The organism is Pseudomonas sp. UME65 (assembly GCF_014170225.1).
Taxonomy (GTDB): domain Bacteria; phylum Pseudomonadota; class Gammaproteobacteria; order Pseudomonadales; family Pseudomonadaceae; genus Aquipseudomonas; species Aquipseudomonas protegens.
In genome coordinates, this window is sequence record NZ_LZZQ01000018.1 from 36,421 (window position 1) to 50,738 (window position 14,318).

Sequence of the window (14,318 nt, forward strand, 5' to 3'; positions counted from 1 at the left end):
GAGATATCCCCATGACTCATCGTATTGTCATCGTTGGCGGCGGCGCCGGCGGCCTGGAGTTGGCGACCCGCCTGGGTAAGACTCTGGGCAAGCGCGGCACCGCCAGTGTGATGCTGGTGGACGCCAACCTGACCCACATCTGGAAACCGCTGCTCCACGAAGTGGCTGCCGGTTCGCTGAACTCCTCCGAAGACGAACTCAACTACGTCGCCCAAGCAAAATGGAACCACTTCGAGTTCCAGCTGGGCCGCATGAGCGGGCTCGATCGGCAGCGCAAGAAAATCCAACTGGCCGCCACCTACGACGAAGAAGGTGTGGAGCTGTTGCCGGCCCGGGAGCTGGGCTACGACACCCTGGTGATCGCCGTGGGCAGCACCACCAACGACTTTGGCACCCAGGGCGCGGCCCAGCATTGCCTGTTCCTCGACACCCGCAAGCAGGCCGAGCGTTTCCACCAGCAACTGCTCAACCACTACTTGCGAGCCCATGCCGGGCAGACCGATGCCGTGGAGCAGATCAGCGTGGCCATCGTCGGCGCCGGCGCCACTGGCGTGGAACTGGCGGCAGAACTGCACAACGCGGCCCATGAACTGGCGGCCTACGGGCTGGACCGGATTCTCCCGGAAAACATGCACATCACCCTGATCGAGGCCGGGCCACGGGTGCTGCCTGCCCTGCCCGAACGCATCAGCGGCCCGGTGCACAAGACCCTGGAGAAACTCGGGGTCAAGGTGCTGACCAACGCCTCGGTCAGCGAAGTGACCGCCGACAGCCTGATTACCGCCGACGGCCAGACCATTCCCGCCAGCCTCAAGGTCTGGGCCGCGGGCATTCGCGCGCCAGGCTTCCTCAAGGACATCGACGGCCTGGAGACCAACCGCATCAACCAACTGCAGGTACTACCGACCCTGCAGACCACTCGCGACGAGAACATCTTTGCCTTCGGCGACTGCGCCGCCTGCCCGCAACCAGGCAGCGACCGCAATGTGCCGCCACGGGCCCAGGCCGCGCACCAGCAGGCCTCGTTGCTGGCCAAGTCGCTGAAGCTGCGCATCGAAGGCAAGGACCTGCCGACCTACAAGTACACCGACTACGGCTCACTGATCTCGCTGTCGCGCTTCTCGGCGGTGGGCAACTTGATGGGCAACCTCACTGGCAGCGTGATGCTCGAAGGCTGGCTGGCGCGGATGTTCTACATCTCGCTGTATCGCATGCACCAGATGGCGCTGTACGGAGTCTTCCGCACCGCGATGCTGATGCTTGGCAGCCGAATCGGCCGCGGTACCGATCCACGCCTGAAGCTGCACTAGGCCCCTGAAAAACCACGCCCCCGCTACGCAACGTAGCGTGGGGTGCTGGCGTGCGGTTACAGGCATTCATCGAGAAAATTCACGACGGTGCCCATGCAGGCGACCCGCTCCTCGACGTGGGGCATGTGGCTGGAGTGTTCGAACAACGCCAGGCGAATGCCGGGAATCTTCTCCAGGTAGGGTCTGACCACAACTGGCGTGGCTTCATCGTAGTGGCCACAGATCAAAAGCGTCGGCACCTCGATGCGTCCCAGGCGCTCGACGATGCTCCAGTCACGCAGGTTGTCCATCAGCGGAAAACCTCCCCCCCGCTCCGCGCCATCGGCACCACGGCCCTGGGCAAACATCCGCGCCACCTCTTCAGGCCACGGGCGCAGCCGACATACATGCCGTTCAAAGTACAACTGCCAGGCCTGCACATATTCGGCGCCACGAAGGGAGCCCGGCTGCTCATGCCAGGCCAGCACCTGCAACGCCTCCTCAGGCAGGGCTGCGCGCAGTTTCAGGGTCTCGGCTTCCCAGGTGCGCATGTCGGCTGGGGCATTGGCCAGGATCAGCGCACGCAAGCCGGCCGGCGCGCGCACCCCGTGCTCGCTGGCCAGCGCAGCTCCCCAGGAGTGACCCAGCAGGGCGTAGTCCTGGCTGATGCGCAGGTGGTCCAGGAGGTTGTCCAGCTGCTGCAGGTAGAGTTCAAGGCTCCAGAACGACGGCGGCTTGCCATTCAGACGAGTGGAGAGGCCACTTCCCAAGTGATCGAATTGAACGATCGCCCGACCACTGGCGGCCACATCCCTGAAGGCGTCCAGGGTGTCATGGGTGCAGCCCGGACCGCCGTGCAGAATCACCAGGGGCGTAAGTCCGCTGTGCAGATCCCCGGTGACCCGATACCACGTCTGATGGACGCCAAAGGAGGCATAGCCTTCCAGTGGTGGTTTGCTTGCATTCATTGCGCATCGCTCCCTGATGACAATCAGCCTGTGTCGTTCAATCTTCCGTTCCGCGCTCCAACGCCTCCAGTGCGGCAGAGCCTGTGCTACTCGCCTCAGTTACCCAGCAGGCGATAGTGAACCGCGCGAACCACCGCCTGAACCCGATTCCTGGCGCCCAGCTTGTGCATCGCCGAGGTCAGGTGCAGGTTGATCGTGGCCTGCGAACGCTGCAGGCGCTCGGCAATCTCGCCGGAAGTCATGCCCTCTGCAGCCCATTTCAGGCACTCGCGTTCACGCCGGGTCAGATCAACCGGATAACTGCGAACGCATTTGCTGAGCTGTGGATAGAGATGCTCCTGCAACGCATGAGCAAGCAGGGTGAAGTGGCCCTGAACCTGTTGCAAGTCCTGTAATGCCACCGTGGCATTGCCGGAGCGCAAACCGGTGAGGCTGGCGAAACCGCCCCTGGGTAAATGGATGGGCACGGTCATGCCGTGGGCCATTTGATGATGGTGCAGGTAACTGGATACCGGAGCGTGCTGCTGCCCGAGGGCCTGGCGCAGAACGGTTTCCGCCTCGGGCTTGTAGGACCAGATAAAGGGCGAGGAGCTGTCCAGAGCAACCTGCTGGACCGGGTCGATATGGTAGTAACCCTGATCGCACCAGAGCTCCAGCCAGTCACTGGGGGTATTGCAGACCATGGCACTGGGGATGATCAGTTCGCCTGCCTGATCGAAAGGCACCGGGCTGTAGTCATAAACCAGGGCATCGAAACCCAGTTCCGAGGCCAGTGTCATGGTTCCCGTCATTCGCTCATGCAGCGAGTTTCCGGACAAAAGATGGGTATCAAATTCCGCGAGCCTGCTCTGCATCCTTGCCGCTTCCTTACTGTTGATCCTTAACAGCGAAGGGCCAGAATGCCACGCCCGGCAGCAACGGGCCAGGCAAAACCTATAAGAAATACCAGGTTTGCGGCACAACCAGCGCTTGCCCCAGCGTCATCGGCGCCCATGGCCATGACCCGCAAAACAGCGCTGACAACCAGCTCAAGGTCGGTACCGCACATGCCTGCCCCCGCCCTATCTGCTGCAATGCAGTGTCACGGCCCACCCCGTGTGGCGCCATGCATCGCTCATAGCAGACAAGGACCCAGGCCATGCAGATGCCCCAGACGCTTGAGTTGCACAACGGTGACAAAGCCCCTGCCACCTTCTCCCCCAAAGAATACGCTCGACGCCTGGTCGCCCTGCGTGCCTACATGGCGCAACAGGACATTGACGCCGCGCTGTTCACCTCGTACCACAACATCAACTACTACGCCGGCTTCCTGTATTGCTCCTTCGGCCGCCAGTACGCCCTCGTGGTGACCCAGGAACACAGCGTGCTGATCAGCGCCAATATCGACGGCGGCCAACCGGGGCGGCGGGCGACCTGCGATGCCCAGGTGATCTACACCGACTGGCAGCGGGGCAATTTCTTCGTCGCGGTCAAGCAGGCCCTGCCCCGCGCTTCGCGCCTGGGACTGGAGTTCGATCATCTGACCCTGCCCAATCACCGGGCCTTTGCCGAGCTCTATCCCCAGGCACAGTTACTGGACATCGCCGCGCCCTGCATGAACCTGCGCATGCTCAAGTCCGCTGAAGAGCAAGCGCTGATCCGCCAGGGTGCGCGGATTGCAGACATCGGCGGGGCCGCCGCCATCGAAGCCCTGCACGACCAGGTACCGGAATACGAAGTGGCCGGACACGCCACCCAGGCCATGGTGCGGGCGATTGCCGAGGCGTTTCCGGGGGCCGAACTGATGGATACCTGGACCTGGTTTCAGTCCGGGCTCAATACCGATGGCGCACACAATCCACTGACCTCGAGACGGGTCAGCCCAGGAGAAGTGCTGAGCCTCAACTGCTTCCCGATGATCGCCGGCTACTACACTGCCCTGGAGCGCACGCTGTTCCTCGGCCATTGCCCCGACGCCTGCCTGCGATTGTGGGAGATCAACGTCCAGGTGCATGAAGCCGGGCTGCAACTGGTCAAGCCCGGCGCACGCTGCAGCGATATCGCTCGACAACTGAACGCCCTCTACCTGGAACACGACCTGCTGCAATACCGTACCTTCGGCTATGGCCATTCGTTCGGCATCCTCAGCCACTACTATGGGCGCGAGACCGGGCTGGAGTTTCGTGAGGATGTGGAGACCATTCTTGAGCCCGGCATGGTGGTGTCCATCGAACCGATGATCAGGCTGCCCGAAGGCCTGCCCGGTGCCGGCGGTTATCGGGAACACGACATCCTGATCGTCGACGAGCACGGTGCGTGCAATATCACCGGGCTGCCGTACGGACCGCGGTACAACATCATTGGCAGTTGACTCAACTGCCTGGAAAACGCCCTCCCCCACAGAGAAGGCTCGCCGCTTCAACCATGACTCGAGTCATCAGCCAAATACAGTGACGGAGAACATTCAGCACAAGCACAATCGAGGCATCAAGGGCTGTAGGTACCCTACCCAGGCTAGACGCCAGCGGGCCTGCGAACTTTTCCACGGGCATACGAAAAAGGGCACCTCATTGAGGTGCCCTTTTTCGTGAATATGGTCGGGGTAAGGGGATTCGAACTCCTGACATCCTGCTCCCAAAGCAGGCGCGCTACCGGACTGCGCTATACCCCGGTAAAAAAAAGGCACCTTCTAGAGGCGCCTTCTTCGAACAGCGCTTTTGGCCTCTGTTCTTAAGATTCGATTCCAGCGCTAACTGGTTTCAAAAATGGTGGGTCGTGTGGGATTCGAACCTACGACCAATTGGTTAAAAGCCAACTGCTCTACCAACTGAGCTAACGACCCAAAAATGGTCGGGGTAAGGGGATTCGAACTCCTGACATCCTGCTCCCAAAGCAGGCGCGCTACCGGACTGCGCTATACCCCGGTTTGAAATTGGCTCCGTGACCAGGACTCGAACCTGGGACCCAATGATTAACAGTCATTTGCTCTACCGACTGAGCTATCACGGAACTACATATTTCAAGTTACAACTTTTTACTTCATCCTCTTCGACTTGTTCGTATCGCTACGTTCATGTCTCTGAGGCGCGCTATTTTACAATCTTAAAAACCCCTGTCAACCCCTTAAATTGCTTTTAAGACAATGATTTGCGACTTCATTGCCGGTTTCTTCTTGATCAGAAAAAACCTCGGGGGTGACTGACTGCGGGGCGCACTTTACAAGCCTTTTCCTTACAGTTCAACGCCCTAGTGAAAAAAAAGGCCTCGCAATGCGAGGCCTCCTCTATAAACCCACCGATCAGCGATCAGGCGAAGACGATTTCGTCGTCCTGCACCGAGGCGGTAACCGTAGCTCCCGGCAGGAAGCCGCCGGAGAGGATCAACTGCGCCAACGGGTTCTCGATCCAGCGCTGGATCGCCCGTTTCAGCGGCCGTGCGCCATACACCGGGTCGTAACCCACAGCGATCAGCTTGTCCAAGGCCTCGTCGCTCAGTTCCAGGCTCAGCTCGCGCTCCGCCAGGCGACTGCGCAGGCGACCCAACTGGATCTGCGTGATGCCGGCGATCTGATCCCGTGCCAGAGGCTCGAAGATCACCACTTCGTCGACCCGGTTGATGAACTCTGGCCGGAAGTGGGTGGACACCGCGTCCATCACCGCCGCACGTTGTGCCTCGCGATCCCCTACCAGTTCCTGGATCTGCGCCGAGCCCAGGTTGGAGGTCATGACGATCACCGTATTGCGAAAATCCACGGTACGCCCGTGGCTGTCCGTCAGACGGCCATCTTCCAGGACCTGCAGCAGGATGTTGAACACATCCGGGTGCGCCTTCTCGACTTCGTCCAGCAGAATCACCGAGTACGGCTTGCGACGCACGGCTTCGGTCAGGTAACCGCCCTCTTCATAACCGACATAGCCTGGTGGCGCACCGATCAGGCGAGCCACGGAATGTTTCTCCATGAACTCGGACATGTCGATCCGCACCATGGCCTCTTCGGTATCGAAGAGGAATTCCGCCAGGGCCTTGCACAGCTCGGTCTTACCCACGCCGGTCGGGCCGAGGAACATGAACGAACCGCTGGGCCGGTTCGGGTCGGACAACCCGGCTCGGGAACGGCGCACAGCGTTGGCCACCGCCACCACGGCTTCGTTCTGGCCAATCACCCGCTCGTGCAGCAGGCTTTCCATCTTCAGCAGCTTGTCGCGCTCGCCTTCAAGCATTTTCGACACTGGAATGCCGGTCCACTTGGACACCACTTCGGCAATCTCTTCCTCGGTAACCTTGCTGCGCAGCAACTGGTTCTCGCTGTGGCCGTGCTGGTCGACCATCTGCAGGCTGCGCTCCAGGTCCGGGATCACCCCGTACTGCAGCTCGGCCATGCGATTGAGATCGCCTTTACGACGCGCCGCTTCCAGTTCCTGGCGCGACTGCTCGATCTTCTGCTGGATCTGCGCAGAACCCTGCACTTCGGCTTTCTCCGAGGTCCAGACTTCTTCCAGGTCAGCGTATTCACGCTCCAGGCGGACAATCTCTTCCTGGAGTTTTTCCAGGCGCTTGATCGCGGCCTCGTCGTCTTCTTTCTTCAGGGCCTGGGATTCAACCTTGAGCTGAATCAGGCGCCGCTCCAGACGGTCCAGCACTTCCGGCTTGGAGTCGATCTCCATACGGATGCGGCTGGCGGCCTCGTCGATCAGGTCGATGGCCTTGTCCGGCAACTGCCGATCGGTGATGTAACGATGGCTGAGCTTGGCCGCGGCAATGATCGCGCCGTCGGTGATCGCCACCTTGTGGTGCACCTCATACCGCTCTTTCAGGCCGCGCAGGATGGCAATGGTGTCTTCCTCGCTCGGCTCATCCACCAACACTTTCTGGAAGCGCCGCTCGAGGGCCGCGTCCTTCTCTATATATTGGCGGTATTCGTTGAGCGTGGTGGCGCCCACGCAGTGCAGCTCGCCACGGGCCAGGGCGGGCTTGAGCATGTTGCCCGCATCCATCGAGCCTTCGCCTTTACCAGCGCCGACCATGGTGTGCAGCTCGTCGATGAACAGGATGATCTGCCCTTCCTGCTTCGACAGTTCATTAAGCAGGGATTTCAGGCGCTCTTCGAACTCGCCACGGTATTTGGCGCCGGCGATCAAGGCGCCCATGTCCAGGGACAGCAAGCGCTTGCCTTTGAGGCCATCGGGCACTTCGCCGTTGATGATCCGCTGGGCCAGGCCTTCGGCGATGGCCGTCTTACCCACGCCTGGCTCACCAATCAGCACCGGGTTGTTCTTGGTCCGGCGTTGCAGCACCTGGATGGTCCGGCGAATTTCGTCGTCACGGCCGATTACCGGATCAAGCTTGCCGTCTTCGGCGCGCTTGGTCAGGTCGACGGTGTACTTGTCCAGGGCCTGGCGCGACTCTTCGACGTTGGCGTCATTCACCGCCTCACCGCCACGCAGGTTGTTGATGGCGTTCTCCAGGGCTTTCTTGCTCACGCCCTGGCCCAGCAACAATTTGCCGAGTTTGCTGTTCTCATCCATAGCGGCCAGCAGCACCAGCTCGCTGGAGATGAACTGGTCGCCTTTCTGCTGCGCCAGGCGGTCGGCCTGGTTGAGCAGACGCGCCAGATCCTGGGACATGTTGACGTCGCCAGTGGGGTTCTGGATTTTCGGCAGCTGGTCGAGCTCTTTGCTCAGTTCCTTGCGCAGGCTGTTGACGTCGAAGCCCACCTGCATCAGCAGAGGCTTGATCGAGCCGCCCTGCTGTTCCAGCAGCGCCTGCATCAGGTGCGCCGGTTCAATGGCCGGATGATCGAGGCCAACCGCCAGAGATTGAGAATCGGATAAGGCCAGCTGCAATTTGCTGGTTAATCGGTCTATACGCATTAGTCACCTTCCTTTTGAGCAGGCCGGAGCGATGGACACACCTAAATAGAGAAACCTGCCAGATGTTTCACTAGATGCGGTCGATTCTGGGAGATTCAAGCGTCAGCAGCTTGACACAAGTCAGATTAGTCTAGCGCTCAAGCCAGATAAGGGAGGCAAAACGCCCGGTGCGCGGGCTGCGCCGGTAGGAAAAGAAGCGGGGATCGCTGACGGTGCAGTAGCCGCCACCGTACACGGCAGTCACACCACAGGCAGCCAGGCGCAGGCGCGCCAGCTGATAGATATCGGCCATGAAGCGCCCGGCATTGGCGCTCGGCACAAAGGCCTGCTCGGCTGCCGGCAACTGGGCGACGAAGGCTTCACGCACCTCGGGCCCCACTTCAAAGCGCTGCGGGCCAATGGCCGGCCCCAGCCACACCAGCACCTCGGCGCAGGGCGTATCCAGGCTGTCGAGGGTGGCTTCCAGCACGCCCGCCGCCAACCCGCGCCAGCCGGCATGGGCCGCGGCGACTCGGGTTCCGGCACGGTTGCAGAACAGTGCCGGCAGGCAGTCGGCCGTCATCACCGCACAGGCAACGCCCGCGGTGGCGGACCAACTGGCGTCCGCGGTCGCGACCATGGAAGGGTCGGCGTGGGCCACGGCCACCCCGTGCACCTGTTGCAGCCAGGCCGGGGCGATGCCGAAGTGTTCGCTCAGGCGACGGCGATTCTCGGCCACTGCTTGCGGCTGATCGTCGACATGGTCGCCCAGGTTGAGGCTGTCGAACGGCGTCAGGCTGACGCCGCCAGCGCGGGTGGTAATACAGGCTTTGACTCCGGCCGGCGCGGGCCAGTCGGGAATCAGCCAGTCATTCATCCGATGAACGCCTCACGGTCCTGCTTGAGCAGCGACAGCAGCCAGACGAAATCGTCCGGCAGCGGCGACTCCCAGCTCATGCGGATACCGGTGGTCGGATGATCCAGCTCCAGGAAGCGTGCATGCAGGGCCTGGCGCGGGAAGTTCTTCAGCGAGTCGACCATGGTCTGGCTCGCCGCCGGCGGAATGCGGAAGCGGCCGCCGTAGGCTGGATCCCCCACCAGCGGGAAGTTGATGTGGGCCATGTGCACCCGGATCTGGTGGGTACGACCGGTTTCCAGCTTGACCCGCACATGGGTGTGGGAACGGAAACGTTCCAGGACCCGGTAGTGGCTGACGGCCTGCTTGCCGCCTTCCATCACCGCCATGCGCTGGCGCTGCTGGCCATGACGGCCGATCGGAGCGTTGATCTTGCCCCCGGCGGTTACCACGCCGATCACGATGCATTCATAGATGCGGCTGACACTGCGGCTTTGCAGCTGGGCCACCAGTTGGGTCTGCGCCTGGATGGTCTTGGCCACCACCATCAGTCCTGTGGTGTCCTTGTCCAGGCGGTGGACGATACCGGCCCGCGGCACATTGATAATGTCCGGGATGTGATGCAGCAGGGCATTGAGCAGGGTGCCGTCGGCATGGCCGGCAGCCGGGTGCACCACCAGGCCCGCAGGCTTGTTGATCACCAGGATGTCGTCATCTTCATAGACGATGTCCAGCTCGATATCCTGGGCGATCCACTCGCCCTGGGCCTCCTGCTCGGCAGTCAGCTCAAGAATGGAGCCGCCGTGCACGATGTCCCGCGGGCGGATGACCGCTCCGTCAACAGTCAGGCGGCCGTCCTTGATCCAGGCGGAAAGGCGCGAGCGCGAATGCTCAGCGAATAGTTGGGCGGCGACTTGATCGAGGCGTTGACCGCCCAGTTCGGACGGCACCTCTGCGCGAAGTTCAATTTTATCGGACATGCTCGGACTGGGCGTCGGCACAGCCTTTGGTTTCGGCTGCGCGCTTGTGGTTAAATACGGCGTCTTTTGCCCCGAGGCTTTCAACGGGGCGCTCATCATAACAGGACGGCCCCGCCCAAGACAGCGGCCGTCATAGGGACGCAAGCCGCCATGCAAGTGAAACACCTGCTGCTGATCGCCATCCTCGCACTGACCGCTGCTTGCTCATCGAAGGAAGTCGTTGACGAAAACCTGAGCGAAGTCGAGTTGTACCAGCAGGCGCAGACCGACCTGGACAACCACAGCTATACCAGCGCCACCGCCAAGCTCAAGGCCCTGGAATCGCGCTATCCCTTTGGTCGCTACGCCGATCAGGCACAGCTCGAGCTGATCTACGCCAACTACAAGAATGCCGAGCCGGAGGCCGCCAAGTCCGCCGCCGAGCGCTTCATTCGCCTGCACCCCCAGCACCCGAACGTGGACTACGCCTACTACCTCAAGGGCCTGACCTCGTTCGACCAGGACGTCGGCCTGCTGGCGCGCTTCCTGCCGCTGGACATGACCAAGCGTGACCCGGGTGCCGCCCGCGACTCCTACAACGAGTTCGCCCAGCTGACCAGCCGCTTCCCCAACAGCCGCTACGCGCCGGACGCCAAGCAGCGCATGATCTACCTGCGCAACCTGCTGGCTGCCTACGAGATCCACGTAGCCGACTATTACCTGACCCGCCAGGCCTATGTCGCCGCCGCCAACCGTGGCCGCTACGTAGTGGAGAACTTCCAGGAAACCCCATCGGTCGGCGACGGCCTGGCGGTGATGACCGAGGCCTACCAGCGCCTGCACCTGGACGAACTGGCTGCCACCAGCCTGGAAACTCTCAAGCTCAACTACCCCAACCACCCAAGCCTGGTGGACGGTCAGTTCGTGCCACGCGTGGCTGAGGCCGACAACCGTTCGTGGCTGAGCAAGGCCACCCTGGGCCTGATCGAGTCCCGTCCACCGCTGCCGCCGGGAGAAACCCGCGCCAACCAGGACGTGATGAAGCAGTACCAGGATGCCAAGGACGCCATTCCGTCCGAGCTCAAGCCTAAAGACAGCAACGGCGACGTGGTCGAGGAAGAAGAGCACGAGGCTGCCGGCAACAATAGCGACCGTTCCTGGTTCAGCTACATGACCTTCGGCGTGTTCGACTGATCACCCCGCAGGCCGGAAAGGGAGACTTGAAGTCTCCCTTTTTTATGCCCGCGCATTGATGGGCCTGTGCGCCCGACGGGCGCTTGGCTAAACTGCCCCCTCCCCCTTCAAAAAGCTGGTTGCCATGGTTCGTCTACTGTTCTGGATCGCTCTGATTGCCGCCGCGGTATGGTTGTGGCGCAAGTTCAAGCGTCCTGCCGCCGCCCCTCGCTCCCCCAATGAACCGGTCACTACGCCCATGGTGCGTTGCGCCCATTGCGGCGTGCACCTGCCCCAGGACCGGGCCCTGAGCCAGTCGCAACAGTGGTACTGCAGCCAGGCACACCTGCAACAAGGGCCGGGAAACCAGGACCGCTGAGCCGCCAGGCCCACTGCGGATACCCGAGGCAAGGAACTCGGGGGCGAAAAATGGCGTCTGACACGGACTATTCCAGGCCTTGGTCAGCGCATGAACCGGCTCGTCGCCCCCGTCCTCCCTCGCCTCTCCCAGGCTTCGAACCTCTACTCAGGAACGGGAAGGCCCAAGTGCCAACCCCGGCCGAACAATTGGCGACAAAATAGCCTGTTGGCGCCCACTCGCCGTTTCGCTCTCGGGCAGAGCGCTGTAGCCCCCGATCCACGGGCACCACAACGTCCCGACGACGCGCACCTTCAGGACGCCCGGCTGGATGACCAGTTGCCCATCCCCTGCGCCGCCATCCCGTCGGGCCTAGACTTGAGTTCACGCCCATCGGGCGAGCACTGTCGCCCGCTCCTCACTCACGGATGAAAACTGCAGCCGCCATGAACCCACGGCAATCGGTGCTGGTAGTCGATGACGCCACGGAAACCCGCGCCCTTGTGGAGATCACTCTGGGCCGAATGCGCTTGCACACCCAAAGTGCGCGCACCCTGCAGGAAGCCCGTGGCCGCCTGGCCCGGGAGCGCTTTGACCTGTGCCTGACCGACCTGCAGCTACCGGACGGCAGCGGGCTGGAGCTGCTGCGGCACATCCGCCAGTCCCACCCCAACCTTCCTGTGGCGCTGCTAAGCAACGGCGCCTGTGCACAGGCCAGCGCGGGCGCCCTGCAGGCCGGAGCCTGCCAGTTGCTGCACAAGCCTCTGGACCTCAAGCAACTGCGCGCTTGGGTAGGTGCCAGCCTGAAGCAGGCCACGGACTGCGCAACGGAGGACCCAGCCCGGCAATTGCTGGGAGACTCGGCGCCCATGAATGCCCTGCGTCGCCACATCGACAAGCTGGCCCACAGCCTGGCGGCGGTCTATATCAGCGGTGAATCCGGCAGTGGCAAGGAACGGGTCGCCCGTCTGCTCCACCAGCTTGGCCCCAGGGCCCGATACCCGTTCGTCCCGGTCAACTGCGGGGCGATTCCTTCCGAATTGATGGAGAGTGAACTCTTCGGCCATTGCAAAGGCAGCTTCAGTGGCGCCGTCAGCGATCAGCCCGGGCTATTTCTGGCCGCCCACGGCGGCACCCTGTTTCTTGATGAGGTCGCCGACCTGCCCCTGGCCATGCAAGTAAAACTGCTGCGAGCCTTGCAGGAAAAATCCGTGCGCCCTGTAGGCAGCCAACAGGAAAAATCCGTCGACGTGCGGATTCTCTGTGCCACCCACAAGGACCTGAAAAACGAGGTAGAAACCGGACGCTTTCGCCAGGATCTCTACTACCGCCTGAACGTCATCGAGTTGCGAGTCCCGGCGTTGCGCGAGCGCCGTGGCGACATCCCCGCACTGGCCGGGCACGTCCTGCAGCGCCTGGCCAGGGACAGCGGCCAGCCTGCCGTCCAGCTACGTCCCGAAGCCCTGCAAGCCCTGGAGCGCTATGACTTTCCGGGCAACGTGCGAGAGCTGGAAAACCTGCTGGAACGGGCGCAGACCCTATGCGAAGGACGCTGGATAGAAACAGACGACCTGCAGTTGCCCAGAGCCGACAGCCTAGAAGCCCGATCATCGGCGGCGGCCACCCAGCTAGACCTGGCGCTGCACCTGCAACAGGTGGAGCGCCAGCTGCTGCTCCAGGCCCTGGAGGAAACCCGCTGGAACCGCACGGCGGCGGCCCGGCGGCTGAGCCTGTCGTTTCGTTCGATGCGTTACCGCATGAAGAAGCTCGGGCTGGACTAGATCCGACCTTCAGGCGCATAAGGCGCCGGGTCGATGATCGGCGGGTTCCCCAGCAGCAGGTCGCAGAACAGCTGACAGGAGGCCGGCGCCAACACCAGGCCATTGCGGTAGTGCCCGCAGTTGAGCCACAGGCCTGCAAAGCCCGGAACCGGCCCGATGTAGGGAATGCCATCCGGAGAGCCCGGGCGCAGCCCGGCCCAGTGCCCGACCACCTCGGCCTCGGCCAGTGCGGGAATCAGCTCGACCGCGGAGGCCTTGAGGCTCTCCAGGGCCGAAACGGTCGGGGTCTTGTCGAAACCTTCATACTCCAGAGTGCTGCCCACCAGAATGTGGCCATCGCGCCGCGGGATGGCATAGCGCCCCTTGGCCAGGACCATGCAGGACAGAAAGTCGGCAGCACACTTGTAGAGGATCATCTGCCCCTTCACCGGCTCCACCGGCAGTTCCAGGCCCAGGCTGCCCAGCAGTTCGCCACTCCAGGCCCCGGCGCAGAGCACCACCTGATCAGCGCGAACCTCGCCCAGCGAGCTATCGACCCCCACCACTTGCTGGCCTTCGCGGATAAAACCACTGACGGTGCATTGCTCATCGATTTGCACATTAGGCAACGCCTGTAACGCCGCCTTCAGGGATTTGACCAGGCGCGGGTTGCGCACGTTGGCCACATCGGCCATGTAGATCGCCTGTTGATAACCATTACCCAGCACCGGCACCGCGTCATGCACCGCCGAGATATCCACAGCACTCAGCGGCCGGCCTTCACGCTTGGCCCACTCCAGGGCCTGGGCTTCATCCTCCAGGTCCAGCCAGTAGAGGCCGGTGACATGCACTTGCGGGTCGACACCGGTGGCACTGAACAGTTGCTGGGCCAGTTGTGGGTAGAAATCCTGCGACCAGTGCGCCAGGGCAGTGACCGCTGGGTTGTAGCGCCAGGGGTAAAGCGGCGAGACGATCCCACCACCGGCCCAGGACGATTCACGCCCCAGGTCCGAACGTTCCAGAAGCCGTACCTGCTGGCCCTGGGACGCCAGATTGAAGGCGGTGAGCAGGCCGATCACCCCGCCGCCCACCACCAGCACTTGCTGTTGCTTAGCCATAGTCCGATC

11 protein-coding genes and 4 tRNA genes are annotated in these 14,318 nt (G+C 62.4%); 5 read left to right on the forward strand and 10 right to left on the reverse strand.

Features of this window, described 5'->3' with window-relative positions; translation table 11 throughout:
* The first annotated feature begins 11 nt into the window (after window positions 1-11).
* Entirely contained in the window at window positions 12-1,310 is a 1,299-nt protein-coding gene (locus A9971_RS31295) for an NAD(P)/FAD-dependent oxidoreductase (RefSeq protein WP_011063529.1), read from the forward strand.
* 56 nt (window positions 1,311-1,366) lie between these two features.
* On the opposite strand, the gene A9971_RS31300 is transcribed toward A9971_RS31295, so the two are convergent.
* Together A9971_RS31300 and A9971_RS31305 are read right to left on the reverse strand one after the other, a co-directional pair.
* Window positions 1,367-2,257: a proline iminopeptidase-family hydrolase gene (locus A9971_RS31300; RefSeq protein ID WP_183001033.1), complete on the reverse strand. Its 891-nt coding sequence runs from the start codon at window positions 2,255-2,257 to the stop codon at window positions 1,367-1,369.
* Between the two features lie 95 nt (window positions 2,258-2,352).
* Window positions 2,353-3,111, reverse strand: coding sequence for a LuxR family transcriptional regulator (locus A9971_RS31305; RefSeq protein WP_053160093.1), 759 nt, complete (start codon window positions 3,109-3,111; stop codon window positions 2,353-2,355).
* Between the two features lie 284 nt (window positions 3,112-3,395).
* Between A9971_RS31305 and A9971_RS31310 the strand changes: the two genes are divergently transcribed.
* Window positions 3,396-4,607 (forward strand): M24 family metallopeptidase, encoded by a 1,212-nt coding sequence (locus tag A9971_RS31310; protein ID WP_183001034.1) that lies wholly within the window; start codon window positions 3,396-3,398, stop codon window positions 4,605-4,607.
* Window positions 4,608-4,830: 223 nt separating this feature from the next.
* Here the strand turns inward: A9971_RS31310 and A9971_RS31315 are convergent.
* From A9971_RS31315 to rluD, 7 genes are all read right to left on the reverse strand, one after another.
* Window positions 4,831-4,907: transfer RNA gene (locus tag A9971_RS31315), tRNA-Pro, on the reverse strand.
* Between the two features lie 95 nt (window positions 4,908-5,002).
* Window positions 5,003-5,078, reverse strand: a tRNA-Lys gene (locus A9971_RS31320).
* A 5-nt stretch (window positions 5,079-5,083) separates the two neighbouring features.
* A tRNA-Pro gene (locus A9971_RS31325) sits at window positions 5,084-5,160 on the reverse strand.
* 9 nt (window positions 5,161-5,169) lie between these two features.
* A tRNA-Asn gene (locus A9971_RS31330) sits at window positions 5,170-5,245 on the reverse strand.
* 296 nt (window positions 5,246-5,541) lie between these two features.
* Entirely contained in the window at window positions 5,542-8,106 is a 2,565-nt protein-coding gene (clpB, locus tag A9971_RS31335) for an ATP-dependent chaperone ClpB (protein WP_011063533.1), read from the reverse strand.
* 130 nt (window positions 8,107-8,236) lie between these two features.
* Window positions 8,237-8,962, reverse strand: coding sequence for a peptidoglycan editing factor PgeF (gene pgeF / locus A9971_RS31340; RefSeq protein ID WP_077934794.1), 726 nt, complete (start codon window positions 8,960-8,962; stop codon window positions 8,237-8,239).
* Complete coding sequence (gene rluD / locus A9971_RS31345; protein WP_011063535.1) at window positions 8,959-9,921, reverse strand: 23S rRNA pseudouridine(1911/1915/1917) synthase RluD; 963 nt, start codon at window positions 9,919-9,921, stop codon at window positions 8,959-8,961. The genes pgeF and rluD overlap by 4 nt, the downstream gene beginning before the upstream one ends.
* 150 nt (window positions 9,922-10,071) lie before the next feature.
* On the opposite strand from rluD, the gene A9971_RS31350 reads away from it, so the two are divergent.
* From A9971_RS31350 to A9971_RS31360, 3 genes are all read left to right on the forward strand, one after another.
* On the forward strand, window positions 10,072-11,094 hold the full coding sequence (locus A9971_RS31350; RefSeq protein WP_041119934.1) for an outer membrane protein assembly factor BamD: 1,023 nt from the start codon (window positions 10,072-10,074) through the stop codon (window positions 11,092-11,094).
* A 124-nt stretch (window positions 11,095-11,218) separates the two neighbouring features.
* On the forward strand, window positions 11,219-11,452 hold the full coding sequence (locus tag A9971_RS31355; protein WP_041119935.1) for a PP0621 family protein: 234 nt from the start codon (window positions 11,219-11,221) through the stop codon (window positions 11,450-11,452).
* Window positions 11,453-11,877: 425 nt separating this feature from the next.
* Window positions 11,878-13,212 (forward strand): sigma-54 dependent transcriptional regulator, encoded by a 1,335-nt coding sequence (locus A9971_RS31360; RefSeq protein WP_019094003.1) that lies wholly within the window; start codon window positions 11,878-11,880, stop codon window positions 13,210-13,212.
* Here A9971_RS31360 and thiO read toward each other — a convergent pair.
* Window positions 13,209-14,309 carry a glycine oxidase ThiO gene (gene thiO / locus A9971_RS31365; protein WP_183001035.1) on the reverse strand — a complete coding sequence of 367 codons (1,101 nt, stop codon included), beginning with the start codon at window positions 14,307-14,309 and terminating at the stop codon, window positions 13,209-13,211. The genes A9971_RS31360 and thiO overlap by 4 nt on opposite strands.
* Window positions 14,310-14,318: the final 9 nt, after the last annotated feature.